Source organism: Aeromonas sp. R10-2 (assembly GCF_040908445.1).
Lineage (GTDB): Bacteria > Pseudomonadota > Gammaproteobacteria > Enterobacterales > Aeromonadaceae > Aeromonas > Aeromonas veronii.
Genome location: NZ_JBFODS010000017.1, coordinates 29003 through 53981, shown reverse-complemented (window position 1 = coordinate 53981; position 24979 = coordinate 29003). Strand labels below are relative to the sequence as shown.

Sequence of the window (24979 nt, the reverse complement as noted above, 5' to 3'; positions counted from 1 at the left end):
GATAGCAGATGAGCCCGGTGGATGGCCCAAACAGACGTGTAAACGCAGGCGTAAAAACGGGTCAGAGCTGACCCGTTTGCTGCCAATTAGGCCAGATTAAACCGGCTCAGCCCTTCTTGATCTCCCGCAGATAGCGGTAGATAGAGTGGACCGAGATCCCGAGCTGACGCGCCGCAATCTGGGCACTGTCTTTTAACTCGAAGATCCCCATGTCGTGCAGCTGGTTGACGATGACCCGGGTCTTCTGGGACGGGGGCACAGCCTCGTTGCCACGCACCTCGGCACTGACGGTGTCGATGGTGCTGTTGAGCGCTTCGTCGATGTTGCGGGCGAACACCTCCGGGGTGGCATGGCTCTCGTGGAGATGCATGCACTCCGGCATCATGGTGCGCAGCACGGATTGCAACGGGGCATCCATGTCGCTGTTGATACAGAGCAACCCGATGGCCCTGTGCTCCCCGTTGCGGATCACGGTCGTGATGGAGCGCAGGGTCTTGCCGGTGGCACACTTGGTCATGTAGGGGCTGGAGATATCCTGCCCGCTCTTGAGCTTCATCATCGCCAGGTTGGTGATGGGGGCGCCGACACTGCGGCCGGTGATATGGCCGTTGGCAATCTTGACGATCGAGGGATTGCGCGCATCCAGACTGTGGAGCAGCACTTCAGTGTGCTGACCATACATGGCGGCGATGCCGTCCACAATGTTCTCCATCGACTTGAGGATCTCAAAATCGCTCGGACTCAACTCTTGCAGCTTCACAATGGGACCTTCTTGCAAGGGTTGCTGCCGGACAATGGGCGCCGGGCAGCAACCGACAGGGACATCAGGCGGACATGATATCAATAATGGTGCTGTCTGTGGCAGACATGCCCTCCTTCACCATCTGGCCGACGTTGCGGATGGTCTGATCCACGTCACCTGCGACGATCCCCTGCCCCGACACCGAGTGGCTGTTGAGGGCCATCAGGAAGCCGCGCACCGCCGCGCCGGAGGATGTACTCACCTTCATGGCGCAGGAGGCTTTCGCCCCGTCACATACCATACCGGCACTGTCGCTCAGTACGTTCTGGATGGCGAAGCAGGATTGCTCGAAGCTGCCGCCCGCCAAATAAACCATGGCCATGGAGGCGGCCGCGCTGGTCACGGTATTGCCACAGAAGGCCGACAGCGGCGGATAGTGGGACTTGATATAGATGGCGCCCAGATGGCTCATGATGAGGGCGCGAGCCAGCTGCTCTTCGCTGGCCGCAAAGCGCTCGGCAATCACCATCACCGGAATGGTGGCGGCAATGCCCTGGTTGCCGCTGCCAAAGTTGCTCATGGCTGGCAGGGTCGCGCCCCCCATGCGGGCATCGGAGGCAGCCGCCGTCATCATCACGATACGGTTCATCACATCCTCGCCGATAAGACCGGCATTGATGTTCTGCTGCATGGTGCGGCCAATCTCCAGGCCATAGGGGTTGTTCATCCCCTCGGCGGAGAGCTTGCCGTTAAGCTCGGAGGCTTTGAGGATGAACCTGATCTGCTCGAACTCCACCTGGGTGGCGAACTCGTAGATGGCGGCGATGCTGATATCGACGCCATCGCAGATGGAACCGGTGGCGCCGCCCTGGCTCTGATCGGCGGTGAAGGTCACCTCGCCATCGAGGCGCTGCTCGACGATGCGGGTATGACCGCCGCACAGGGTCACTTCGGCGCTGTGCTCTTCACCCTTGTCATCACTGCCATAAACGGTCACGCGGCAGAAGATAAACTCGGGGGCGGCGGTGCGGCTCACCTGCACCTTGCCGGCATCGATCAGCTGCTGGGCACGCTCCACCTGTGCTGGCTGGATCGCGGCCAGCACCTCCAGCCCGGCATCGGCGTTGCCACCGATGGCACCGGCCGCGGCCGCAATGGCCAGACCGATCTTGCCGGTGCCCGGCACATAAACACCCATCGAGTTTTTATAGAGATTGTCCGACACCGCAACCTCGAGGCGACCGGGCTCACAGCCCAGTTGCCGGGTGGCGACAGCCGCGGCATAGGCGGCGGCGATTGGCTCGGTACAACCCAGCGCTGGTTTGACAACCTGTTGAATAATCTGCAGATACTGCTGCCACGCTTGTTTCATCACTTGAACCTTTTTATCAGCATTAACGAGCGATATGGGCGATCGCTTCCACTTCAACCTTGACGCCCATCGGCAGATCCTTCACTGCGAAGCAGCTGCGCGCCGGACAATCTTTCTGGAAATAGGCTTTATAGACCTCGTTGAACGCGGCAAAATCGCTGATCTCGGCGAGGTAGCAGGTAGTTTTGAGCACGGTATCCAGCGAGCCGCCAGCGGCTTCCAGCACGGATTTCAGGTTTTCCAGTGACTGGCGGGTCTGGGCGGCAATCCCCCCTTCCACCACACCACCCTGCTGCTTGCAGACCGGCAACTGACCGGAGGTAAAGATAAGGTCGCCATAGGCAGTGCCGTGGCTGTAGGGACCGATAGCGTCAGGTGCCGCTGCTGCTGTGATGATGCGTTTCATATAGCCACTCCTTTTTGTGCAATTTTTTTTGCAATCATGAATCTCATTCCGTTCAACATTATTTGCTTTTTATTTTATCCGTTCAACAAAAAGATACAAAAATGGCGTTTAAAGGCACCTTTCGGCCTCAATATAAACCGTGATCACCATCCTGATTTGAACAAAAGTACTCTTATGGGCATTGTTTATGACAGTTTCATTCAACTATATTTGCGCCGCTTTCCCACATCCCTACAAAAAAGAAGGTTTTAATGGACGCGCATAGCACTACACTCGCCAGCCCCGTGATGGGCACGCTGGAATGGAAAGAAGCGGTTCGCTTCGACAGCACCGACTGGGGCTGGATCATCATGAGCATCGGCATGGCCATCGGCGCAGGGATCGTCTTCCTGCCGGTACAGGTGGGTCTGATGGGCTTGTGGGTCTTTCTGCTCTCGGCGGTGATCGGCTACCCCGCCATGTACATGTTCCAGCGCCTCTTTATCAACACCCTGGCCACTTCGCCGGAGTGCAAGGATTACCCCAGCGTCATCACCGGCTACCTTGGCAAGAACTGGGGTGTGCTGCTCGGCGCGCTCTACTTCGTGATGCTGGTGATCTGGGTCTTCGTCTACTCCACCGCCATCACCAATGACAGCGCCTCCTTCCTGCAGAGCTTCGGTGTCACCGACGGCCTGCTCTCCGAAAACCCGCTCTACGGTCTGGTGCTGATCTGCGGTCTGGTGGCACTGGCCTCGCGCGGCGAAAACCTGCTGTTCAAGATCTCCACCTTTATGGTGCTGACCAAGATCAGCGTGGTGGCCGTGCTCGGCCTGATGATGGTGGACAAGTGGGATGCGGCCAACATCACCGCCATGCCCGCTGTCGGTGACTGGATGAAGGATGCCATCATCATGCTGCCCTTTACCCTCACCTCCATCCTCTTTATCCAGAGCCTGAGCCCCATGGTGATCTCCTACCGCTCGCGGGAAAAGTCGCTGGAAGTGGCCCGCTTCAAGGCGATGCGCGCCATGAATATCGCCTTCGGCATCCTGTTCGTGGTGGTGTTCTTCTACGCGGTCTCCTTCACTCTGGCCATGGGCCACGATCAGGCGGTCAAAGCCTCTGAAGAGAATATCTCCGCGCTGGCGATGGTAGCCCAGGGGATGCCCGGCCAGACCCTCAAGCTCCTGAGCCTCACCCTCAACATCTTTGCGGTAATGACCGCCTACTTCGGCGTTTACCTCGGTTTCCGTGAAGCCTGTCAGGGTCTGGCGATGAACCTGCTGCGCCGGGTGCTGCCGGAAAACCGCATCAACAAAGGATTGGTAGGCAAAGGGATCATGGTGTTTACCGTCATGCTCTCCTGGGGTGCCATCGTGCTCAATGCACCGGTACTGAGCTTCACCTCCATCTGCAGCCCCATCTTCGGCATGGTGGGTTGCCTCATCCCGGCCTATCTGGTCTATCAGGTACCGGCGCTGCACAAGTACAAGGGCACCTCCCTCTACATCATCATCGTCACCGGCCTGCTGCTCTGCGTCTCGCCCTTCTTGGCGTTCAACTGATCGGTGTCCCCTTATCGACCGCGGGTCACCTTCGGGTGGCCCGTTTTCTATTGGCTCGGCTGACGGCGCCCCCGCCCGGTAGTAAAAAGCCAAGGGGATCACAACTTGCAACCGGCCATCACCCAAGGGAGGCCGCTCGGAGTACTATTCAGGCAACACGAATCACGCCCGCACTCAGGTATCGAGGCTTAACATGAAATGGATTTTCAACCCCGCCATCCGGCTGGGCAATCAGCTCTCCTTCAAATACAAATTCCTGCTCTGGTCCTGCCTGATGCTGCTGCCACTGGCCTACAGCATGACCAATCTGCTAGGGCGGCTGCAGGATGACAACGCGCAGGCGAACCGCGAGCTGGCGGGAGTGGTCAATCTCGCCCCCGTGCCCGCTATCGAGCAGGCCCTGATCACCCATCGCAATCTGGTGACCCGTCACGCCCATGAGGTGGATCCGGTCGGTGATGATCAGCTCAAGGCAGCCGCACAAGCCGTTGATCAGAGCCTGCAAGCCTTTGCCGACACCCGCCAGAACAACCCCTCCTTTGAGGTGATCCAGCAGGGCTGGGCCGCCCTGCAGAGTGAAGCAGGCAAGCTGGAAGTGGAGCAGAGCAACCTGCGCCACGACAAGCTGCTGACTGAGGTGCGCCACCTCTACAAGCACATTACCGCCAGTAGCAGCCTGATCCAGGATCCGGCGCTCGGTACCTACTACATGGTGATCCTCGCCAGCGAGCGGTTGCCGCAACTGCGCGACCTGCTGGCCCAGGTGCGGGATCGCGCCGCCACCATCGCCGATTTCGGCCTGTTTCAGGCCGAGGGCTACAGCGGCCTGCGTTTTCGTCTCGACCTGATCAGCGCCACTCTGCAAGAGCTGGAGGCCGATCTGACCCTGCTCTACCAGATTGAACCGGCCTACCGCGCCGAGCTGGGTCAGCAGACCGATGCTCTGATACAGCTGGTGCGTCAGGGGGTCGAGACCATGGAAAACAAGATGATGAAGGATCAGCTGGTGCAGCTCTCCACCAAGGAGGTGCAGGCACTGGGGGATAAGATGGACGAGGCCATCACCGCACTGGCAGGCCAGGTACGCCAGCGGCTGGAGGCCGACCTGCATCAGCGGCTGGCCGCCAACCAACGCCACTTCTGGTGGGTCACCGCGCCGCTGACCGCCAGCTTGCTGCTCTACCTCTACCTGATGATCGGTGCCTATCTCTCCCTGCGCGAAACCGTGGGGCGGGTGCGTGATATCGCCGCCCGGGTCAACGCCCAGGATCTCAGCCAGCATATCGAGATCGTTGGTCAGGACGAGCTGGCCGCCATCAGCCGGGATTACAACGTGACCCTGGAGACCCTGCGCACCCTGATGCTGCGAGTGCGGGAAAATGGCGTCACAGTAGTGGAGAGCGCTACCGAGATCGAAGCGCGCACCTGCCGCTCGCAGGAGGTCATTGCCGATCAACAAGGGGAGACCCATCAGGTCGCTACCGCCATCAAGGAGCTGGCCGCCACCTCACAAGACATGGCGGGCAACGCCCTGCAAGCCGCCCGCATGACCCAGGAGGCGCAGAACGTGGTCGGTCAGGGCGAGGATGTGGTGGAGCGCACCATCAAGGCCATCGACCATATCAACCGCGAGGTGCTGTGCACCGCCGGCACCATAGGCCAGCTGGAACAACAGTGCAGCCAGATTGGCGGCGTCATCAGCGTGATCCGCGGCATCGCCGAACAGACCAACCTGCTCGCCCTCAACGCCGCCATCGAAGCGGCCCGGGCCGGTGAGCAGGGTCGCGGCTTTGCGGTGGTGGCCGACGAGGTGCGGTCTCTTGCCAACCGCACCCAGGGGGCTACCGTCGAGATCCAGCAGATGATTGAACAGCTGCAATCCGGTGCCCGCGCCTCGGTCACCGCCATGTCGGCGGCCAGCCATGAAGCGCAGGAGGGGGTCGGGCTGGCGCAGGAGGCAAAACAGGCTTTCGGCGCCATTACCGAGAAGGTGGATCGAATGGTCGATACCAACGCCATCATCGCCAGCGCCATCGAGCAGCAGGGCGCCGTGGTCAACGAGATCGAACGCAACGTGGTGCGCATCTCCGATGGCAGCGACGAGGCGTTGCAAGTAGCCAACGCCGCCCGCGATGCCGCCCGCCAGATCCACCAGCTCACCGAACAGCTGCGCGCCATGGTACAGAGCTTCGTGCTGTAACAGAGCGCTGACAAGCCGGGCTCAATGTGAGCCCGGCATTATCCCGGTCTCGCCCCGGCCTACAACGTCTCAGTTGCACGGATCATCCAGAAAATCTCTGCGGCCCACTTGCCGGGCAGATGCCAACAAAGTAGTCTCAAACGAAAATGAAATGCGGTATCCTCGGCACGCACTGTCTGCGATGTCGAGGCAAGCAAGCCGCCTGCGAGCCACAGATTAAAACCAGCGTCACGTCATTTATCACCCGCTTCAAGCGAGGATTTACCTATGGCCAGATACCAGTTTTTTACCATTCCGGCGTCCAATCGGCAGCAATACACCTTTATCGACATGGCATCTCCGACTTTTCTGAGTGAAAAGGCGGCACTGCTGACCCAAGGATTCGAGGTGGAGGAGGACTTTATTGACACGACCAGCCCACGGGAGGCCGTCGAGAAGTACCAATCCAATTTTCTCTACGTGGCGGATGAGATAGGCAAGTCCGATAGCACCTATGCCGCAGCCGTCGCCATGCTGGAGATTGGCAAGGGGTTATTGGGTAATAAAACCCGCTGAGATAAGGTACAGCGGTGAAGAGTGGTGGCCATCGTGGCAACGCGCCCGATGGCCATATGGCAAGATATCAATTCGGTAAGTCAGAAGCGCCCCAGCTGCTGGAGCATCTCGATCAGCTCCTCTTCGCTGCTCGGCTCATAGGCCAGCTGAAGGCTCGGCGCGGCGCCTCCCATCAGCATATAGACGTTGGTGCTGCAGTGATCGTAGTGATACCACTTACCGTCGATACAGACGTCGGTATAGCATCTCGGGTCCCTTTTCAGTTCCATATGCACATCCTTTTGTTACATTCCATCAACATCACTCCTGACCGTAAAATAACCACCGAGGTTCACGCTTGATGCAGATCAAGGGAAACAGCTGAAAGGGACAGATATCTGCCAGATCTGTGGCCTGCGGATGCCTTGAGCCCGCATCGGTTATCCGAATGAAGATGGGCCAAGTGCCCCGTCATATCGCCGGATGGCCCCCGGTAACAAAAACGGCGCCCGCAGGCGCCGTTTTTTCATCTCCCCGCCAAAACGAGGGGCAAGCCAAAAGGCTTATTCGTCTTCCAGATAGGCGTAGCCTTGCAGGCCCAGCTCCAGCTCGTCGAGCAGGGCTTTGCGAGTGGCATCGTCCAGCGCCGGGTGAGCGGCGATCCGCTGGTAGTTTTCGCGGATCACGGACGGGTCGATGTTGACGTAACGCAGCAGCTGGTCGACGGTGTCGCCACGCACCACGTTGCGAATGTCCATCTTGCCCTCTTCGTCCAGCCACACTTCCGCGCAGTGGGTGTCACCGAACAGGTTGTGCAGATCGCCGAGGATCTCCTGATAGGCACCGACCAGGAAGAAGCCGACGTGGCACTCTTCGTTCTCGCCGTAGACCGGCATTGGCAGGGTGCTCTCGACCCCCAGACCGTCGACATAGTGCTCGACCTGACCGTCGGAGTCACAGGTGATATCCATCAGGATACCGCGACGGCTAAGCGGACGATCGAGACCGGCCAGCGGCATCACCGGGAATACCTGACCGATACCCCAGGCATCCGGCAGAGACTGGAACAGGGAGAAGTTGGCAAAGCACTTGTCCGCCAGCTTTTCACTCAGTTCGTCAGCCAGCGCACGGTGGTTGCGGTTGACCGGGTTGAGCATCTCTTTGAGCGCCAGACAGGTGTTCTGGTGCAGCATCTCGGCCCAGGCACGCTGTTCAAGGTTCAAGAGGCCCATGGTGTACTGGGTATTCACGTCACCCAGATCTGCCACCGAGTCATGGAAGATCTCCAGCAGGGAGGGATCTTCGCTGCGCAGATCCAGCCAGCCTTTCCACATGTTCTGCAGAATGGTCGGTGCATCTTCGTCCGGCGCACTGATGTCGTTCATCTCCACCCCTTCGGCACCAATGATATTGGTAACCAGCACGGCGTGGTGGGCGGTCAGGGCACGGCCAGACTCGCTGATGATGGTCGGGTGCGGCAGATCGAACTCGCGGCAGACATCGCCGATGCCCCATACCACGTTGTTGGCGTACTCGGAGAGGCTGTAGTTGGCGGAGCAGTGGCTCTGGGAACGGGTTCCCTCGTAGTCCACACCCAGGCCGCCACCGACGTCCACGACTTCGATGTTGGCACCGAGGCGACGCAGTTCAGCGTAGAAACGGCCGCACTCGCGGATGCCGCCCTGAATGTCGCGGATATTGGCGATCTGGGAACCCAGATGGAAGTGCAGCAGTTGCAGGCAATCCAGCTTGCCCAGCCCACGCAGACGCTCGATCAGCGCCAGGATCTGGGAGGCGGAGAGACCAAATTTGGACATGGAGCCGCCGCTCGATTCCCACATGCCGGAGCCGGTGGAGGCGAGCTTGGCACGCACCCCGATGTTGGGCTTGATGTTGAGACGAGCTGACTCGTCCAGCACCATTTCCAGCTCGGAGGGCTTCTCCACCACGATGTAGACCTTGTGGCCCATCAGGTTGCCCAAGAGGGCGTGGCGGATATATTCGCGGTCTTTGTAACCGTTGCAGACGATCACCGAGCCTTGCTCATGGTGATGGGACAGCACGGCAAGCAGTTCCGGTTTGGAACCAGCTTCCAGGCCAAGCCGGGGCTTGTCGCTGTAGGACTGGCTGATGGTCTCGATGACACGACGCTGCTGGTTTACCTTGATCGGGTAAACGCAGAGGTAGTCCCCTTCATAGCCAGACTTCTCGATGGCCTGACCAAAGGCGTTGAACAGCGCATCGACCCGACTCTTGAGGATGTCAGGGAAGCGCAGCAACACGGGGGTGGTCAGCCCGGACTGACGCAACTGTTCGATGGCGTCAGAGAGCACGATATGCGCGTCAGGGCGTGATTTGTCGGGGGCGACGGTCACATGACCGGCGTCATTGATATTGAAAAAACCCGCACCCCAGTAGGGAACGTTGTAGACCTTCAAGGAGTCCTTGCTGGACCAGTTAGTCATGGGCTATGCCTCGCAAATGAGCGACCCAAAGTCGCCTTCGTTACCCTCAATCACATCCAGACCATCTAGTGCAGAGTACGGCGAGCGCTGCTATCACGAGACGCAGCCACCCAAACCAACCCTTTGCACATCGCGGCAAGCCAGAGGCTGCCTGGTGGATCTTGGGGAAGTAACGAGTCTTGATGTGGGGCTGGTGGCTTTACATCAAGCTCAACGGTATGCGGTGCCACTATGCCGTAGCGCCGCGGTACTTTGATGACAGACGACATCAGCCACGCCGTCAGTTCATCATTCGGCAGCGATCCCGACAGAAGGAGAGGGTTCCAAGGAAGAGAAGCGAAGGCGCCAGCACGCATGCGTGTTGACAGACGACAACAACCACAGCCCACCTCACCATCAGTGACCGCCCATGACAAGGGAAGATGATGAGCCGGTGGCCCACTCGGTCAAATGAAGGATGAGAGTCTGTTGTTCTCCCTGATACCGGAGCCTAACCGGTATTAAAGAAACCATTCCCCAGCAGTGTCTGTCGTTTCTGCGTGCCTCGCCCTATAGGCGTATGATCGGTCGGGTTTCTGGCGGCTCTGCCTGCTTCAGGGTTGCCCTTGGATCGGCGCGGAGTGTACACACTTACCGCGGGCAGTGACAATAAAAAATAGTGTTCAAAATCCCCTTTTAATAAGTCGATCAAATCTTGCTGGCGGGCAGGCGGGCTCTGGGATGGCGCAGGTTATGCGACAGCCCGGTTTCCCCTTGAAAAGTATGTGAAAACGCCATGATTGGGCTGACGCCTTGCTGTGCGGTCGCTGAGGGGAATTTGGTTGCCACCGCCAGCGCCTAAATATCGCAATAAATGCCACATTTATGCGATCTCCCTCCCGGACGTTGCCCCGCGCGCCGCACATTCGCCGCTCTTCCCTTGCGTCAAAAAATGGGAAAAACCTGCGCTGACGCAATGAGTGCCCCGCACGGATTGGCCACAATGACCGCTCACAATCGGTTAGAGGCTGACTAATGGATACCCTGCTTGAGCGTTTTCTGCGTTACGTAACTTTTCATACCCGCTCCGATGAGACCAATCCAGCCTGCCCCAGCAGCGAAGGCCAACTGATCTTTGCCCGTGCCCTGCAAGAAGAGATGAAGGCGCTGGGGCTAACCCGGGTCACCCTGGATGAGCACGGCTACCTCACCGGCTGCCTGCCGGGCAACCAGCCGGACGCCCCCGCTATCGGCCTGATTGCCCACATGGACACCGCCGACTACGAGGCGGAGCACGTAGTACCGCAAATCATCGAAAACTATCAGGGCGGCGACATCTGCCTTGGCAAGGGTGACGAGGTGCTCGCCATTCGTGACTACCGCTTCCTGAAAAACTACCTGGGTCAGGATCTCATCACCACCGACGGCACCACCCTGCTTGGTGCCGACGACAAGGCGGGCATCGCCGAGATCCTCACTACCATCGACCACCTGCAGGCCCACCCCGAGATCCCCCGCGGCGATATTTGGGTCGGCTTTACTCCGGATGAGGAGATTGGCCGTGGCGCCAACCTGTTCCCGCTGGAGAGATTCCCGGTCAAGTGGGCCTATACCGTGGATGGCGGCGAACTGGGCGAGCTGGAGTATGAAAATTTCAACGCCGCCAGCGCCACGGTTCGTTTTATCGGCAATAACGTCCACCCCGGCACCGCCAAGGGGAGCATGATCAACAGCCAAACCCTGGCCGCCCGCTTCCACGCCGCCATGCCAGCCGACGAGACCCCGGAGTGCACCGACGGGTATGAGGGCTTCTTCCATCTGGCCCAGATGAGCGGCACCGTGGAGGAGAGCACCCTGCACTACATCATCCGTGACTTCGACGACGAGCACTTCGCCGCGCGCAAAGCCGAGATGCAGAACCGGGTGGCCGCCCTGCAGGCCGAGTATCCGAAGGCCCGCATCGAGCTGACCCTGACCGACAGCTACCGTAACATGCGCAGCCAGATCGAGCCGCACATGCATATCGTCGAGCTCGCCAAGGCCGCCATGGAGGCCGCCGACGTGGTGCCGAAGATCAAGCCCATTCGCGGCGGTACCGATGGCGCCCGTCTCTCCTTTATGGGTCTGCCCTGCCCCAACCTCTTCACCGGAGGCCACAACTTCCACGGCAAGCACGAGTTCATCCCGCTGCAATCCATGGAGAAATCGGTCGCCACCCTGGTGGAGCTGGTGCGCCTCACCGCGGCTTGGCGCGGCTAATCGAGTCGCTATCCTTACCACGACCACCGAGGGGGGGAGCCGGTTAACCGGCTCCCCCCTTGCTATCTGGCCATCACCCATCAAGAAAGGGAAACCGGGGAGGGTCGCTCAGGAGCAACTGGCCGCCGCTGCCATCAAACTGTCATCCCGCTGACATGTCGCGGGAACAGTGTCACATCATGCTGGGAGCAACGGATCGCCGGAGCCCCCCAGATGTTCACTATCGATACCCTGCTGACCCAGCACTTCCCCCGCCTGCTTGGCTACCCCCTGCTCACCCCGCTGTTAAAGCGGCTGCTGGGCTGGCTGCTCAACGAACGTGCCTTTGCCGACTTTGCCGCCCGCTACCCGCACCTGCGCGGCCTCGACTTTGTCGAGCAGGCGCTGACCCAGCTCGATTTCGACTATCGGGTCAGCGAGGCGCAGCTGGAGCATATTCCCGCCAGCGGCCGGGTCATTCTAGTCGCCAACCACCCCATCGGCTCGCTGGACGGACTGGCGCTGCTGCAACTGCTCGGCCGCATCCGCCCCGATGTGAAGATCGTCGCCAACCAGCTGCTGGCCCAGCTCGCGCCGCTGCGCCCTTTGCTATTGCCGGTGGACAATATGGAGGGCAAGACCGATCGACAGGCCATCCTCGCCATGAACGAACACCTCGCCCATGAAGGGGCACTGGTGATCTTCCCCGCAGGCGAAGTCTCGCGGCTTGGCCTCAAGGGGGTGAAAGATGGCCCCTGGCAGGCAGGCTTTATCAAGCTGGCCCAGCGCACCCGCACCCCGCTGGTGCCCATCCATCTGGGAGGGCGCAACAGCCTCTGGTTCTATCTCGCCTCCTGGCTCAACAAGCCCGCCTCCGCCCTATTGCTGGTGCGCCAGCTGTTTCGCCAGCAGGGGCAGACCCTGCCGGTGACCATAGGAGCGCGCATTCCGCTCGGCAGTTTTCAGGAGCTGCCCGCCAAGACGGCGGCGCGGCTGGTGCGCAACCACCTCTACCGGATTGGCCGTGGCAAGGCGGGACGGCTGCAGACCGAGGCCCCCATCGCCCTGCCGGGGGATCGCCGCCAGCTCAAACAGGCCATCGAAAGCTGCGAACAGCTCGGCACCACCCCGGATGGTCAGGGGATCTACCTCTACCGCCGCCACGAACTGAGCCACTCGGTGATCCTGCGCGAGCTGGGGCGACTGCGGGAGATCGCCTTTCGCGCAGTGGGGGAAGGGTCTGGCAAGCGGCGGGATCTCGATGGTTTTGACAACGACTATCACCACCTGATCCTCTGGGATCCGGCCCGACTCGACATTATCGGCGCCTACCGCTTTGCCCCGGTGGCGGAGCTGCTGGCCAGCAAGGGGAAGGATGGCCTCTACAGCCACACCCTGTTCGGCTTTGAGGATAAGTTGCTGCCCCGGCTGGAGCAGGCTATCGAGCTTGGCCGCAGCTTTATCCAGCCCGCCTACTGGGGCAAGCGGGGGCTCGATTATCTCTGGTTCGGCATCGGTGCCTATCTGGCCCGCTATCCCCGCTACCGCTACCTGTTTGGCCCGGTGTCGCTCTCCGGCAGCCTGCCGCCGGCGGCCAAGGATCTGCTGGTGAGCTTCTACCGCCAGCACTTTGCCCCCGAGCTGGCGCTGGCCCCCTCCCGCCGTCCCTACCCCGAGACGCAGCCTCTGTTCGAAGGGGTGGATTACGGCGCCGATCTCAAAGCACTCAAGGCCCGTCTCGACAATCTGGGCTGCGCCATCCCCACCCTCTACAAGCAGTACTCCGAGCTGTGCGAGCCGGGCGGGGTGCAATTTATGGACTTTGGTATCGACCCCGACTTCAACCACTGCATCGATGGCCTGGTGTGGGTCGATGTGAGCCGCATCAAGCCCCACAAGCGGGCCCGCTATATCGGCAGTCATCTGGCCGAGCCGCGCTCATAGCCCTGCAGGCGCCAGGCAAACAGCCAAAGGCAAAAAAGGAGAGAGAGGCCATCGCCTCCCTCTCCTTTAGCTCTCATGCTCAGCACCTTTTCGAGGCGCTCGGCCCATCTGGCGTTACTCGGCAGCCTTGCGATCCGAGTGGCCGAGATCCCGCTCAGGGGCGATAACATCGCGCACCCGCTGCTTGATCTCCTTGGCCTCGGGGAAGCCGTCATCGACCACCCGATCCCACACCTGCACCCCGTTCACCAGAATGCGGAACTCCCCCTTGCTGGCCGGCACCAGCGCCACCTCCCCCAGATCGCTGTCAAAGGTGGAAAGCAGCTCCTGCGCCAGCCAGGCGGCGCGCAGCATCCAGCGACAGAGGGTGCAGTAGCGGATTTCGATGCGGGGTTTGCTGATCAGGGTTTCAGACTCGGTCATGAGTGACTCCATAAAAAAGCGGCCAATGGCGGGAAATGGCGTACCGCCACCCAATGGCCAATCCCGGTTTGGTCAAATCAGTGCTGATCAACCCCATGAAAATCGGCCAGCCAATGGCGGGCAATGGTACGCATCGCCGATTCTGGCAGCTCGAACAGGCCGGGTGCAAGAGGGCCTGCCGCCAGCATCCGGATCCCTTCCATGATCTCCGCCAGCACCAGATAGACATATTCGCCAATCACGGCGCCATGGACGAAGTTGACCGCCTCGCCCCGGTTGAGCAGGTAGATCTGGGTACCATCCGGCCGGTTGAGGGCCAGCACATGGGGGCACACCTCTTCGCTCGGCCAAGGCAACTGGGCCAGCGAGAAGGCAAACTCGTCGTCAGCCGAGGTGACCGAGGCGACCATGGTGCCGGGGCGCAGCGCCTGTAGATCCGCCAAGTCCAGCGAGCCGTTGCCGGTAGAGCAGATCACCAGCTCGGCACGGCTCAACGCCTCGGCCTTGGTGATCAGACGAAAACCGTGAGAGAGCGCTTCGACCTGTCGCAGCACATCGGTCTCCACCAGCCCGAGATGGAGGTTGCGACAGCGCAGGTCGCGGGCGATGCTGCGCCCCACCTTGCCATAGCCAAACAGCACGGCTTCGCAGACGTTGAAAGTACGGTTGAGGTTACGGGCCAGCGACTCCGCGGAGTAGACCACGCTCAAACCAATCTGGATATCCTCGGCCTGCTTGAGGGGGCTGCGCGCCACCGACACCACAGGGGTCGCCAGCACCTCCTGCTCATAGCGTTGATGGCCGTTCTCGGTCATCTCCACCACCCCGAGGAAACGGGGGCCGAAGTATTCACTCAAGATCGCCTGGGTTTTGGCAAAGTAACCGCCAATATCGAGGATCAGCAACCGCTCGTGGGGGGCCACCAGCGGCGCAATCTGCTGGATAATGCTGTCGGGTTCATTAGTCCAGCGTCGGTTGAGGGGCAGCACCGGATAGTGCTGGGATACCCACTCCAGGGTCGGACCGTGTACCGATTTCGGTTTGGGCAAAATGGCGCCAATCCGTCCAATCTGACCGAGAGCGTCGATAAAACGGGGGCGATCGGGAAGCAGGTGAGTGACCAGCAGAATGCAGAGACCATCGATACGTCCCTGTCCGGTGAAATGGCGAAAAAACAGATGCTCAGATCCTTGACTGCGCAACTGTGGCCTCCTTATGTGCCGCAAAGCAGGCAAACAGAACCCGGCTCGGCCGGGTTCTGTGTGTGTCCAAATAAAATGAAAATCCTTTTTATCTGAAACACATATGGGGCTCAATCATTATCTGCCAAGAGTATGAGCGAGTATGCAAAAATGACTGTAATTGCCTGTTTTTCATGCAAAAATCAGTACAAAGAAGCAGCAGGCCACACCCACCACAGGCTGAGCCCGGTTCCCGCGGCAGCGAGCAGGATCAGCCCCCCCCAACGCACTGGCCAGGGTTTGTCACGTAATGCCCACTCCAGCAGCGGCAGCAACCAGACCGGCAGCAACACCACCAGCGGCACCTCCACATATTGCCAGGCCAGCATCTGGACGAAGGCGAGGGCCAGCGCCAGACCGGCGGGTGCTACCTTGATGCCAACAAAGGTGGCAAGCAGGGCGCGAAAACCGGCGAAAGCGGCCAGCGCACCTGCCAGCTGGGCAATCAGCAGGCTGCCATCGATGCCAATCACCAACGCCAGCCAGATAAAGCCGAGGGCAAACCCGAGCCCCTCGCGGCTATCACAGCGCAAGGTGCTCCAGCCAAACCAGAGGATGGCGGGCAGTAGCGCCAGCCAGATCCCGGGTTCGCTCGCCAGTACCGATGCCAATCCCTGCCACCACACCAGCGCACTGAACACCGCAAAGAGCAGCAGCGAACCGCGCTGATCGTTCACCTGAGCCGCAATGGCGGGGACCAGCAGGGTCAGCGGCAGCCACTGCCACGCCTTGGCCGGAATACCATAGAGACCGCCGAGCAATGAGCCCACCAGCCAGAGCGCCAGCGCCCCCCACAGATACCCCAGTCGCGGCCAGCGCCACGATAGCAAAGCGGCTCCCAGAGGAGCCGCCAGGGTTTGCAGCAGAAGTTCCGCGCCCATTACTTGCGCACGCCTTCGACAAACAGGTTGATGTTCATCTCGTCCGGAATGCCGGGCAGCATGTAGCTCACGCCAAAGTCACTGCGCTTGATGGTGGTGGAGGCGTTGAAACCGCTGCGGTAGCCGCCCCAGGGATCCTTGCCTTCGCCAATTTTGACCAGATCGAAGGCCACTTCCTTGGAGACGCCGTGCAGAGTCAGGGTCCCTTTCAGCACGCCTTTATCCTTGGTGCCCTCGTAAGCGGAGCTGACGAAGGTCATCTTGGGATATTGTTTCACGTCGAGGAAGTCAGGGCTGCGCAGGTGTTTGTCGCGGGCCTCGTGATTGGAGTCGACGCTGGCGGCATCCACTTCAAAGCTCGCCTTGGCGGCCGCCGGGTTGGCGTCATCCATGCTGAAGGTGCCGCTGAAGGTGTTGAAGCGACCCACCAGCTCGGAGAAGCCCAGGTGACCCACCTTGAACTGCACTGTGGTGTGCGCCGCATCCACATCGTAATCCGCCGCCATCAGAGGGGTAGCCATAAACAGGCAGGAGGCCAGCAGAGCCTTGGTCATTTTCATCCGTTCGTTCCTTCATCTTGGGGTTCACATCAGTGGTTAAAATGCTAACCTCGTTCTGAAGATGAATAATCAGTGATTTATTAAATTCATTATTTACTGAGGATGGAAAATGGACCAGATCGCCGCCATGCGCACCTTTATCAAGGTGGTGGAGTGCCAGAGCTTTACCAAGGCCGCCAACCAGCTCGGCATCTCGGTCGCCATGGCCTCCAAACTGATGCAGCAGCTGGAGGAGTCCCTCGCCACCCGGCTGCTGTCGCGCACTACACGCCAGGTCAATCCCACCGAAGCGGGGCAGTTCTACTACCAGCGCTCCCTCGCCCTGCTGGCGGAGCTGGAAGAGACCCACAGCCAGCTGACCCACCACAACCAGCAGCCCAACGGCACCCTCAAGCTCTCGGTGCCGATGGACTTTGGCTATCTGCACCTCTCCCCCGCCCTGCCGCTGTTTCGCCAGCGCTTTCCCGATCTCAAGCTCGATATCGAGTACAGCGACCGGCGGGTAGCGCTGGTGGAAGAGGGGTTCGATCTGGCGCTGCGGATCGGCCACCTCGGCGACTCCTCGCTGGTGGCGCGCCAGCTTGCCACCATTCGGGTCGAGCTTTGCGCCAGCCCCACCTATCTTGCGCGCAAGGGCAGACCGGAAAAACCCGAGGATCTCAAGCAGCACGACTGTCTGATCTACACCCTGACCCAGCCGGAGTGGCACTTCAAACGGGGAAGCGAGCAGCAGAGCATCCGGCCACAGGGGCCGCTGCGGGCCAACAACGGGGTGGCGCTGACCCGCGCCGCTTGTGATGATCAGGGCATCATATTGCAGCCCACCTTTATCGTGGGGGAGGCCCTGCGGTCAGGGCAGCTGGTCAGCCTGCTGCCGGAGTGGGACAAGGGAGATGTGGGACTTTATGCGGTCTATCCGCACCGCCGCTTCGTCTCGGCCAAGGTGCGCTGCTTTATCGAGTTCGTGCAGGAGCGCTATCTCGCCCCGCAACAGTGGGATAAGCCGTGATGATTGCCAGAGCAGAAGATACGGCCTGACTGTCCGGCCTGCTGGTCCGGCTTGAAACCTAACGCTGGCCGGATGCGGTGGTGGATGCGGCAACAGGGGTGAGCTTGGCTAGCAGACGCTCCTGCTCGAGGCTTAACTGCCAGCGTGGCAAACGGGTGCGTATCACCGACAACTGCTGCTCACTGAGGGCATAGGGGAGCGCCACTTCAATCTCGGGGCAGTCAAACATGGCGGCCAGCTGCAGGATCAAAATGAGGTTTGCCTCGTCTGTCTTGTGCTTGTTGACCCGTTTGCGGATCTCGTGGCGCAGCTGGGTTTCGGGGTCCTGGGTCATCGCCTGCCAGCCGAAACCGAACAACGGCACCAGCGCGCTGACAATCCCCAGCGCCGTCATCGGCTGCTTGGGGGGATGATAGAGTGCGTTGAGATCCAGCAGAACAGGATTCTGACGAACCTCACCCTCACCAAATAAAATCGTTTTCGTCATTGGATTACCCGTTATATTCCACTAGACTGCGCCGCATATTTTACCCCGATATGCCAACGAGGTGCTGATGCTAAGCGATATCGAGATCTCCCGCCAGTCCCCCCGTCTCTCCATTCACGCGCTGGCCGAACGCCTCGCCATCCCCCAGCACCTGCTCAGCCCTCATGGCCACTACAAAGGCAAACTCAGCCTCGACCTGCTCACGTCTCAACCCAAGCAGAGCGGCAAGCTGGTACTGGTGAGCGCCATCACCCCGACCCCGCTCGGTGAAGGGAAGACGGTGACTACCCTTGGCCTCTCCATGGGGCTCAACCATATCGGCCAGCCCAGCATCGCAACCATCCGCCAACCGAGCCTCGGGCCGGTATTCGGGGTCAAGGGGGGCGCAGCCGGTGGCGGCCACGCCCAGGTGGTGCCGATGGAGGAGATGAACCTCCACCTCACCGGCGATTTTCACGCCCTGACAGCGGCCCACAATCTGGCGGCGGCAGCCCTCGATGCCCGCCTGTTCCATGAGCGTAAACTCGGCGACCAGTTCAGCGCCAAAACCGGCCTGCCGCGGCTCGATATCGATGCTGACAACATTCTCTGGCCACGCACCCTCGACATGAATGACCGCGCCCTGCGCCACCTCACGATTGGACAGGGGGGCGCAGCCGATGGTGTGGAGCGCAGCGATCGCTTCGTCATCACCGCCGCCTCCGAGCTGATGGCCATTCTGGCGCTGGCAAGCGATCTGAAAGACCTGCGCCAGCGCATCGGCCGCATCCAGCTGGCCCGCGATATTCACGACAAGCCCATTACCGCCGAACAGTTGGAAGTAGCAGGCGCTATGACGGTGCTGCTGAAAGATGCGCTGCAACCGACCCTGATGCAGACCACCGAGCAGACGCCGGTGCTGGTGCACGCCGGCCCCTTTGCCAATATCGCCCACGGCAACTCCTCGGTGATCGCCGATCGCATCGCCCTTGGTTTGACCGACTATGTGGTGACCGAGGCGGGTTTTGGCTCCGACATGGGGCTGGAGAAGTTCTTCAACATCAAGAGCCGCCAATCCGGTATTACCCCTGCCTGCGTGGTGCTGGTGGCCACGGTGCGCGGCCTCAAGGCCAACAGCGGCCTGCTCGATATCCGTCCGGGCCAGCCGCTACCAGCCAGCCTGCAGGGGGAAGATCTGCCGACCCTCAAGCAGGGCTGCGACAACCTCGCCTGGCATATCCGGAACGCCCGCCGCTACGGGGTGCCGGTGGTGGTCGCCATCAACCGCTTCCCCACCGACAGCGAGGCCGAACTGGCGCTGCTGGCCCATGAAGCGCAGCAAGCCGGTGCCTGTGGCGCGGCCATCTCCAACGCCTTCACTCAGGGTGGTGCCGGTGCCAGCGAGCTTGCCCGCACCGTGGTCGCCGCCTGCGAGCAACCCGGCAAGGTGAAACTGCTCTACCCCGACGAGGCGAGCCTCGACGCCAAACTGGCGACCCTGGTGGAGTGCGGCTACGGCGGCCGCGGAGTGCAGCTCTCCGACAGAGCGCGCCAGCAGCTGGCCCAGCTCTCCGCCGAAGGGTGGGATCACTTGCCCATCTGCGTGGCCAAGACGCCGCTCTCCATCAGCCACGACCCGGCCCTCAAAGGGGTACCGACCGATTTCGAGGTGCCCATCGACGAGGTGAAGCTCTGCGCCGGTGCCGGCTTCGTCTATGCGTTGGCGGGCCCCATCATGACCATGCCGGGGCTGGGCAGTCTGCCTGCCTATCGCCATATCGATATCGATGAGAACGGCGAGATAGTCGGCCTGAGCTGAGCCCTTCCACAACGCCAGAAACAACAAGGCCCCGCCAATTGCGGGGCCTTCTGTTATCCATGCATCAACCCTTAGAGGGTGAAGCGCTGGGTCATATGGTGCAGGGTGTTGGCCAGCTTGCTCAGCTCGACGCAAGCCTGGGCGATCTGATGAGCGCCCTGGGCATTCTCGTCAGCGGCATTGTGAATGTTGACGATGCTGCGGTTGAGCTCTTCGGTCACCGCATTCTGCTCTTCGGTGGCGGTGGCGATCAGGGTATTCATGTCGGTGATGCGCACCACGGCACCGTTGATGGTCTCGATACTGGTACCGGCATCCCGTGCCAGACCGACACTCTCCTGCATCTGGTGACGGCTCAGCTGCATGGCGTTGCCCGCCTCGGCGGCGCGGCTCTGCAGCAGCTCGATCATCTTGCTGATCTCGGCGGTGGAGTCCTGGGTACGCTGGGCCAATGAACGCACTTCATCCGCAACGACCGCAAAACCACGGCCCTGCTCACCGGCACGGGCCGCTTCGATGGCAGCGTTAAGGGCCAGCAGGTTGGTCTGACCGGCGATATCGCGGATCACATCCAGCACCACGCTGATATTGGCGCTATCGGCCTCCAGCTGCTGCACCACTGTGCCCGCCTGTTCAATCTTGACCGACACCTCTTCGATGCTGGCAATGGAGCTGCGTACCACTTCGCTGCCGGCAGCAGAGGTGCGGGAGGCATCCTTGGCGGCGCTCATGGCATCCGTGGTGTTGCGGGCCACTTCATTGACGGTGGACTGCATCTCGTTCATGGCGGTCGCCACCTGGGATACTTCGTTCTGCTGGATGGCCATGCCGCTGGCAGACTGGCTGGAGATGGCGCTCACCTCCTCCACTGCGCTGCTGAGTTGGCTCACGGAGCCGGCGATCTCACTCACCAGATCGGAGAGGGAGCCCTGCATCCGGTTGATGGCGGAGCCCAGCTGACCCAGTTCATCACGGTTGAAGCGGCTGTCACGGATCCACTGCTGCAGTTCGCCCTGACCCAGATCGCCATTGGCAATACGCTGGGCCTGACGGGCCAGCATGATCAGCGGGTCGCGGATCTGGCGGGTCAGTACCACGGAGAGCACCACCACAAGGATCAAACCGAGCACCAGCGCGATGGTGACACTCAGATTGGCGGAGTGATAAGAGTCGACAATATCGCTGCGGGATTCAGACGCATAACCATGGTTAATCTGGATAAGGGAGGCCACTGACTTGCTCAGCGCGGTGTAAAGGGGAACCCCCTCCTCAAGGAAGATGCGTTGGGCTTCGGCAAGCTGATCGCTGTCTTGCAGCTGTTTGACTCGCTGGTGCAGGGCGACGTAACGATCCCAGTCAGATTTCACCGTATCGAAGGTACGGCGCTCCGCCACATCCTCAGGCCAGATCGTCTTGTCATGGGCAATCAGCTGCTGCGCGATCGAGTTAAGCTGTTGACTGGCAATATTCCGATATTCAGCCCTTTTCAGCGGCTCGGCGGCCACCACGAAATAACCCAGCTCATAACGACGCAGCTCACCGAGAGAATCCCCGATCGCGCTGGTGCGATTGACCGCTGGCAAGATGCTGTCGGTAAACCGGATGGCAACATCATTCATGTTGCCAAACTGGACAAGGGAAAAACCGCCTATAAAGGCGACCATCAAACCGAGCACGGCAAAGCCGGCGGTGAGTTTTTTGCCTATGGTCATGGTACTGGTATTCATGGGATATCCTGGTGGTCGTTAAATTCGTAGCACTCGTCCGGTTCACGCCCTCCTGGCATGAACTATCTGGCCACCTGTTCAGTGGCGCACCATCCAACCTTGATGAATATCTCTGAATTCCATGAGCGGCAGCGAGAGCCGTGAGGGGGCGCTAGAGTAACCGGATTGTGATGGTTCGGAAAGAGTCTGTCCGGTTACTTTTTGTAAGGTGAATACGAGGGATTTATCGTGCTCGATTAAATATACCGCTCAGATGAATAAATCGAAAAAATGCATAACGTTTGCATAAGGCAAGCCGCACGGGTCAAGCCGTTGCAGGCCGCCACTCTCATCCGGGACCAATGAAAAACGCCAGCAATGGCTGCTGGCGTCTCGTTTATTCAGCGTGGCGGTTACAAAACAACCGCCATCTTATCCGCGCAGGCCGCCCAGAAATTCGGCCCGGGTATCGGGCTGGGTCTTGAACACCCCGCCGAGGGAGGTGGTGGTGGTATAGGAAGTGGAATCCATCACCCCGCGCGCCTTGACGCAGTAGTGGGTCGCCTTGATGCTGATGGCCACATCCTTGGTACCGAGCAGGGTCTGCAGCGCCAGCAGGATCTGCTGGGTTAGTCTCTCCTGCACCTGGGGACGACGGGCGAAGAACTGCACGATACGGTTGATCTTCGACAGGCCAATCACCTTGCCGCGAGGGATATAGGCCACATGGGCCATGCCGTCGATGGTGACGAAGTGGTGTTCGCAGGTGCTGGTGAGGCTGATATCCCGCACCATGATCATCTCGTCCACCTGCATCTTGTTCTCGATCACCGTCACTTTGGGGAAGGTGGAATAGTCGAGGCCGGAGAAGATCTCGTTGACGTACATCTTGGCGATGCGGTGCGGTGTCTCGGCCAGACTGTCATCGGTCAGATCCAGCCCCAGCGTCTCCATGATGGAGCGCATATGGCCTTCGATCTTCTCCCGCTTCTGCTGGCTGTTCAGCTCGTTGGTGACCAGGGGGGTTTCCAGTCCCTGGGCTTCGAGGGCAGCCCTGACCAGCAAGGCTTCCGGACTTAAGGTTGTCATTATCTTCTCTCCCACGCTCAGGGACTGTGAGGGCAGCTCAAGGAGCAACCCCTTATGTTATGGCGGCGTACAGGGCCGACAGTATCGCTGTAATGGTCGCCACACGGGATGTGACGGCCATCAGTTATGGCGGCATAGTAAACGGCCATTGCCGCCAAGATTCAAGTCAACTTGTGCGTCACCTCATACTTTATGGCCATCTACCCCCGTTTCAGCGCCGATTACCCCGAGAATCCTTGAGATAACCTGCCCATCCCCGGGGATTTTTGTGATAATCCCGCCTTCAATCATAGAAAGAGGTCATGACGATGGGATTTGATACCAGCGGACTACTCCCCTTAAGCGATGCCCTGCAAGGGATGCTGGAACAACTCGCCTGCTGCTGCGACAGCGAGCAACTGCCCCTGCCAGAGGCCCTTGGCCGGGTTCTTGCCAGCGACATCGCCTCTCCCCTCGCCGTGCCCCCCTTCGACAACTCCGCTATGGACGGTTACGCCGTGCGCCTTTCGGATCTCGCCAGCGGCACCCCGCTCATCATGGCGGGCAAGGCGTTTGCCGGTCAGCCCTATCAGGGCGAGTGGCCCGCTGGCCACTGCGTGCGGATCATGACCGGCGCCCCGGTACCGGCTGGTACGGATGCAGTGGTGATGCAGGAAGAAACGCAGGCCGACGGCGATCGGATCACTTTTCTGGCACAACCCGAACCGGGCCAGAATATCCGCCGCACCGGCAGCGATATCGGCAAGGGCGCCTGCGTTCTGCCAGCCGGCACTCGCCTCACCCCAAGAGAGATGCCACTGCTGGCCTCCCTCGGCGTGGCTACCGTCGTGGTGCGCCGACCGCTGAAAGTGGCCATCTTTAGCACTGGCGACGAGCTCAAACCGGTCGGTACCCCGCTTGCCCACGGCGATATCTATGACTCCAACCGCTACGGCGTGCGGGCCATGCTGGCGCGCATGGGCTGCAACTGCCTCGACCTTGGCATTATCCCCGACGACCCGGCCCAGCTACGCGCTGCCTTTATCCGCGCCGACGAAGAGGCCGATGTACTCATCACCACCGGCGGCGTCTCGGTGGGGGAAGCGGACTTCACCAAACAGCTGCTCGACGAGCTCGGCGAGATTGGCTTCTGGAAGCTGGCCATCAAGCCGGGCAAGCCGTTTGCCTTTGGTCGTCTGCCCCGCGCCTGGTTCTTCGGCCTGCCGGGCAACCCGGTCTCCGCCATGGTTACCTTCGATCAGCTGGTGCAACCGGCGCTGGCCAAGCTGGCGGGCCAACGCTTCGAGCGGCCACTCCAGCTACAGGCCATTGCGGCCGAACCACTCAAAAAGAGCCCGGGCCGACTCGACTTCCAGCGCGGCATCATGAGCCAAGGGCCAAACGGCCTCGAGGTGCGCAGCACCGGCTCGCAGGACTCCGCCGTGTTCAGCTCCCTGTCGCGAGCCAACTGCTACATCGTTCTTGAACGGGAACGGGGCCGCGTTGCCGCGGGCGAGACGGTGACCGTGGAGCCATTCGGGGGATTGCTGCTGTGAGCGAGATCCTGAGCAACGCCGAACTGCTGCGCTACAACCGCCAGATCATCCTCAAATCCTTCGACTTCGAGGGACAGGAGGCGCTCAAGCAGGCCCGTGTGCTGGTGATCGGCGCCGGTGGCCTTGGTTGCGCCGCCAGCCAGTATCTGGCGGTGGCCGGGGTTGGCCAGCTCACCCTGGTCGATTTCGACAAGGTGGAGCTCTCCAATCTGCAGCGTCAGGTGCTGCACAACGATGAGCGCATCGGTCACTACAAGGTGGACTCAGCAGCGCAATCGCTGCGTGCCCTCAATCCCTGGCTCAACGTCGAGACCCACGCTGCCGTGGCCGATGAGGCGCTGCTCGATGCCTTGCTGCCCCGGCATCAGCTGGTGCTCGATTGCACCGACAATCTGGCCATTCGCAACCTGCTCAACCAAAAGGCGCGCCAGCACAGAATACCGCTGGTCAGTGGCGCCGCCATCCGGCTGGAGGGTCAGCTCTGCAGCTTCACCTGGCAGGAAGATGAACCCTGCTACGCCTGCCTCAGCGCCCTGTTTGGCGAGCAGGCCCTCACCTGCGTCGAGGCGGGCGTGCTCGCCCCCGTGGTGGGTCTGGTGGGCAGCCTGCAGGCACTGGAAACCATCAAGCTGCTGGCGGGTACGGGAAAAAACTACAGCGGCCGCCTGCTGATGATCGACGGCCTGAGCGGCACTTTCCGCGAGATGAAGCTGCCCAAGCGCCCCGACTGCCCCGTCTGCTCCCAGCCTTGACACAAACGGGATCAAAAAGCCGAACCCTGTGGTTCGGCTTTTGTATTCCGATTTAGCAACGGTATCGGGGA

Annotated in this window: 21 protein-coding genes; 9 read left to right on the top strand and 12 right to left on the bottom strand. The window is 60.6% G+C overall.

Translation table 11 applies throughout. The features are described from left to right. Positions 1-106: 106 nt before the first annotated feature. The 3 genes from AB5Y97_RS03550 to AB5Y97_RS03540 all read right to left on the bottom strand — a co-directional run bounded on the left by AB5Y97_RS03550 (position 107) and on the right by AB5Y97_RS03540 (position 2520). The gene (locus AB5Y97_RS03550) at positions 107-760 is read right to left on the bottom strand and encodes a transcriptional regulator (RefSeq protein ID WP_201973251.1); all 654 of its coding nucleotides are present in this window, start codon (positions 758-760) and stop codon (positions 107-109) included. A 64-nt stretch (positions 761-824) separates the two neighbouring features. Continuing rightward, entirely contained in the window at positions 825-2114 is a 1290-nt protein-coding gene (locus AB5Y97_RS03545; RefSeq protein WP_201947845.1) for a serine dehydratase subunit alpha family protein, read from the bottom strand. A 22-nt stretch (positions 2115-2136) separates the two neighbouring features. Next, positions 2137-2520: a Rid family detoxifying hydrolase gene (locus AB5Y97_RS03540; RefSeq protein WP_005344164.1), complete on the bottom strand. Its 384-nt coding sequence runs from the start codon at positions 2518-2520 to the stop codon at positions 2137-2139. 251 nt (positions 2521-2771) lie between these two features. Between AB5Y97_RS03540 and AB5Y97_RS03535 the strand changes: the two genes are divergently transcribed. From AB5Y97_RS03535 to AB5Y97_RS03525, 3 genes are all read left to right on the top strand, one after another. Continuing rightward, the gene (locus AB5Y97_RS03535; RefSeq protein ID WP_201947843.1) at positions 2772-4067 is read left to right on the top strand and encodes an amino acid permease; all 1296 of its coding nucleotides are present in this window, start codon (positions 2772-2774) and stop codon (positions 4065-4067) included. Between the two features lie 193 nt (positions 4068-4260). Continuing rightward, entirely contained in the window at positions 4261-6267 is a 2007-nt protein-coding gene (locus AB5Y97_RS03530) for a methyl-accepting chemotaxis protein (protein WP_201947841.1), read from the top strand. A gap of 267 nt (positions 6268-6534) precedes the next feature. Then, on the top strand, positions 6535-6822 hold the full coding sequence (locus AB5Y97_RS03525) for a hypothetical protein (RefSeq protein ID WP_139493905.1): 288 nt from the start codon (positions 6535-6537) through the stop codon (positions 6820-6822). A gap of 80 nt (positions 6823-6902) precedes the next feature. Here the strand turns inward: AB5Y97_RS03525 and AB5Y97_RS03520 are convergent, their stop codons facing one another. Both AB5Y97_RS03520 and speA read right to left on the bottom strand, forming a co-directional pair. Beyond that, a complete protein-coding gene (locus AB5Y97_RS03520) occupies positions 6903-7091 on the bottom strand; it encodes a hypothetical protein (RefSeq protein WP_005334402.1) in 189 nt (62 codons plus the stop codon). Between the two features lie 273 nt (positions 7092-7364). Further along, entirely contained in the window at positions 7365-9266 is a 1902-nt protein-coding gene (speA, locus tag AB5Y97_RS03515; RefSeq protein ID WP_005344160.1) for a biosynthetic arginine decarboxylase, read from the bottom strand. 1014 nt (positions 9267-10280) lie between these two features. On the opposite strand from speA, the gene pepT reads away from it, so the two are divergent. Continuing rightward, entirely contained in the window at positions 10281-11504 is a 1224-nt protein-coding gene (gene pepT, locus AB5Y97_RS03510) for a peptidase T (RefSeq protein WP_216951721.1), read from the top strand. A gap of 213 nt (positions 11505-11717) precedes the next feature. Further along, a complete protein-coding gene (locus AB5Y97_RS03505) occupies positions 11718-13427 on the top strand; it encodes a lysophospholipid acyltransferase family protein (RefSeq protein WP_216951722.1) in 1710 nt (569 codons plus the stop codon). A 114-nt stretch (positions 13428-13541) separates the two neighbouring features. Here the strand turns inward: AB5Y97_RS03505 and AB5Y97_RS03500 are convergent, their stop codons facing one another. The 4 genes from AB5Y97_RS03500 to AB5Y97_RS03485 all read right to left on the bottom strand — a co-directional run bounded on the left by AB5Y97_RS03500 (position 13542) and on the right by AB5Y97_RS03485 (position 16532). Further along, positions 13542-13850, bottom strand: a complete 309-nt coding sequence (locus AB5Y97_RS03500; protein WP_005344153.1) for a SelT/SelW/SelH family protein — start codon at positions 13848-13850, stop codon at positions 13542-13544. Positions 13851-13927: 77 nt separating this feature from the next. Next, positions 13928-15052 carry an adenosylhomocysteinase gene (locus tag AB5Y97_RS03495; RefSeq protein WP_182963541.1) on the bottom strand — a complete coding sequence of 375 codons (1125 nt, stop codon included), beginning with the start codon at positions 15050-15052 and terminating at the stop codon, positions 13928-13930. A gap of 182 nt (positions 15053-15234) precedes the next feature. Next, positions 15235-15972 (bottom strand): hypothetical protein, encoded by a 738-nt coding sequence (locus tag AB5Y97_RS03490; protein ID WP_216950430.1) that lies wholly within the window; start codon positions 15970-15972, stop codon positions 15235-15237. Further along, entirely contained in the window at positions 15972-16532 is a 561-nt protein-coding gene (locus tag AB5Y97_RS03485) for a YceI family protein (protein ID WP_005334411.1), read from the bottom strand. Before AB5Y97_RS03485 ends, AB5Y97_RS03490 begins: the two co-directional genes overlap by 1 nt. 109 nt (positions 16533-16641) lie before the next feature. Here AB5Y97_RS03485 and AB5Y97_RS03480 point away from each other — a divergent pair, with 109 nt between their 5' ends. After that, a complete protein-coding gene (locus tag AB5Y97_RS03480) occupies positions 16642-17541 on the top strand; it encodes a LysR family transcriptional regulator (protein WP_201947837.1) in 900 nt (299 codons plus the stop codon). A gap of 58 nt (positions 17542-17599) precedes the next feature. Here the strand turns inward: AB5Y97_RS03480 and AB5Y97_RS03475 are convergent, their stop codons facing one another. After that, positions 17600-18028: a hypothetical protein gene (locus AB5Y97_RS03475; protein WP_201947835.1), complete on the bottom strand. Its 429-nt coding sequence runs from the start codon at positions 18026-18028 to the stop codon at positions 17600-17602. 67 nt (positions 18029-18095) lie between these two features. On the opposite strand from AB5Y97_RS03475, the gene AB5Y97_RS03470 reads away from it, so the two are divergent. After that, positions 18096-19826: a formate--tetrahydrofolate ligase gene (locus AB5Y97_RS03470; protein WP_201947833.1), complete on the top strand. Its 1731-nt coding sequence runs from the start codon at positions 18096-18098 to the stop codon at positions 19824-19826. 71 nt (positions 19827-19897) lie between these two features. Here the strand turns inward: AB5Y97_RS03470 and AB5Y97_RS03465 are convergent, their stop codons facing one another. Further along, positions 19898-21553, bottom strand: a complete 1656-nt coding sequence (locus AB5Y97_RS03465; RefSeq protein WP_368157252.1) for a methyl-accepting chemotaxis protein — start codon at positions 21551-21553, stop codon at positions 19898-19900. 411 nt (positions 21554-21964) lie between these two features. Next, positions 21965-22621, bottom strand: coding sequence for a GTP cyclohydrolase I FolE (gene folE, locus AB5Y97_RS03460; RefSeq protein ID WP_005334419.1), 657 nt, complete (start codon positions 22619-22621; stop codon positions 21965-21967). 308 nt (positions 22622-22929) lie between these two features. Between folE and moeA the strand changes: the two genes are divergently transcribed. Together moeA and moeB are read left to right on the top strand one after the other, a co-directional pair. After that, the gene (moeA, locus tag AB5Y97_RS03455) at positions 22930-24156 is read left to right on the top strand and encodes a molybdopterin molybdotransferase MoeA (protein WP_368157251.1); all 1227 of its coding nucleotides are present in this window, start codon (positions 22930-22932) and stop codon (positions 24154-24156) included. Beyond that, on the top strand, positions 24153-24908 hold the full coding sequence (gene moeB / locus AB5Y97_RS03450; protein WP_368157250.1) for a molybdopterin-synthase adenylyltransferase MoeB: 756 nt from the start codon (positions 24153-24155) through the stop codon (positions 24906-24908). Before moeA ends, moeB begins: the two co-directional genes overlap by 4 nt. The last annotated feature ends 71 nt before the right edge of the window (positions 24909-24979 follow it).

Excerpts from the sequence above, each read along its gene's own strand:
- AB5Y97_RS03465 (WP_368157252.1), bottom strand. The coding sequence starts at position 21,553 with ATGAATACCAGTACCATGACCATAGGCAAAAAACTCACCGCCGGCTTT.
- AB5Y97_RS03525 (WP_139493905.1), top strand. The coding sequence starts at position 6,535 with ATGGCCAGATACCAGTTTTTTACCATTCCGGCGTCCAATCGGCAGCAA.
- AB5Y97_RS03535 (WP_201947843.1), top strand. The coding sequence starts at position 2,772 with ATGGACGCGCATAGCACTACACTCGCCAGCCCCGTGATGGGCACGCTG.
- folE (WP_005334419.1), bottom strand. The coding sequence starts at position 22,621 with ATGACAACCTTAAGTCCGGAAGCCTTGCTGGTCAGGGCTGCCCTCGAA.
- AB5Y97_RS03475 (WP_201947835.1), bottom strand. The coding sequence starts at position 18,028 with ATGACGAAAACGATTTTATTTGGTGAGGGTGAGGTTCGTCAGAATCCT.
- moeA (WP_368157251.1), top strand. The coding sequence starts at position 22,930 with ATGGGATTTGATACCAGCGGACTACTCCCCTTAAGCGATGCCCTGCAA.
- AB5Y97_RS03470 (WP_201947833.1), top strand. The coding sequence starts at position 18,096 with ATGCTAAGCGATATCGAGATCTCCCGCCAGTCCCCCCGTCTCTCCATT.
- pepT (WP_216951721.1), top strand. The coding sequence starts at position 10,281 with ATGGATACCCTGCTTGAGCGTTTTCTGCGTTACGTAACTTTTCATACC.
- AB5Y97_RS03490 (WP_216950430.1), bottom strand. The coding sequence starts at position 15,972 with ATGGGCGCGGAACTTCTGCTGCAAACCCTGGCGGCTCCTCTGGGAGCC.
- AB5Y97_RS03500 (WP_005344153.1), bottom strand. The coding sequence starts at position 13,850 with ATGACCGAGTCTGAAACCCTGATCAGCAAACCCCGCATCGAAATCCGC.
- AB5Y97_RS03530 (WP_201947841.1), top strand. The coding sequence starts at position 4,261 with ATGAAATGGATTTTCAACCCCGCCATCCGGCTGGGCAATCAGCTCTCC.
- AB5Y97_RS03505 (WP_216951722.1), top strand. The coding sequence starts at position 11,718 with ATGTTCACTATCGATACCCTGCTGACCCAGCACTTCCCCCGCCTGCTT.
- AB5Y97_RS03540 (WP_005344164.1), bottom strand. The coding sequence starts at position 2,520 with ATGAAACGCATCATCACAGCAGCAGCGGCACCTGACGCTATCGGTCCC.
- speA (WP_005344160.1), bottom strand. The coding sequence starts at position 9,266 with ATGACTAACTGGTCCAGCAAGGACTCCTTGAAGGTCTACAACGTTCCC.
- AB5Y97_RS03485 (WP_005334411.1), bottom strand. The coding sequence starts at position 16,532 with ATGAAAATGACCAAGGCTCTGCTGGCCTCCTGCCTGTTTATGGCTACC.
- AB5Y97_RS03520 (WP_005334402.1), bottom strand. The coding sequence starts at position 7,091 with ATGGAACTGAAAAGGGACCCGAGATGCTATACCGACGTCTGTATCGAC.
- AB5Y97_RS03480 (WP_201947837.1), top strand. The coding sequence starts at position 16,642 with ATGGACCAGATCGCCGCCATGCGCACCTTTATCAAGGTGGTGGAGTGC.
- AB5Y97_RS03545 (WP_201947845.1), bottom strand. The coding sequence starts at position 2,114 with ATGAAACAAGCGTGGCAGCAGTATCTGCAGATTATTCAACAGGTTGTC.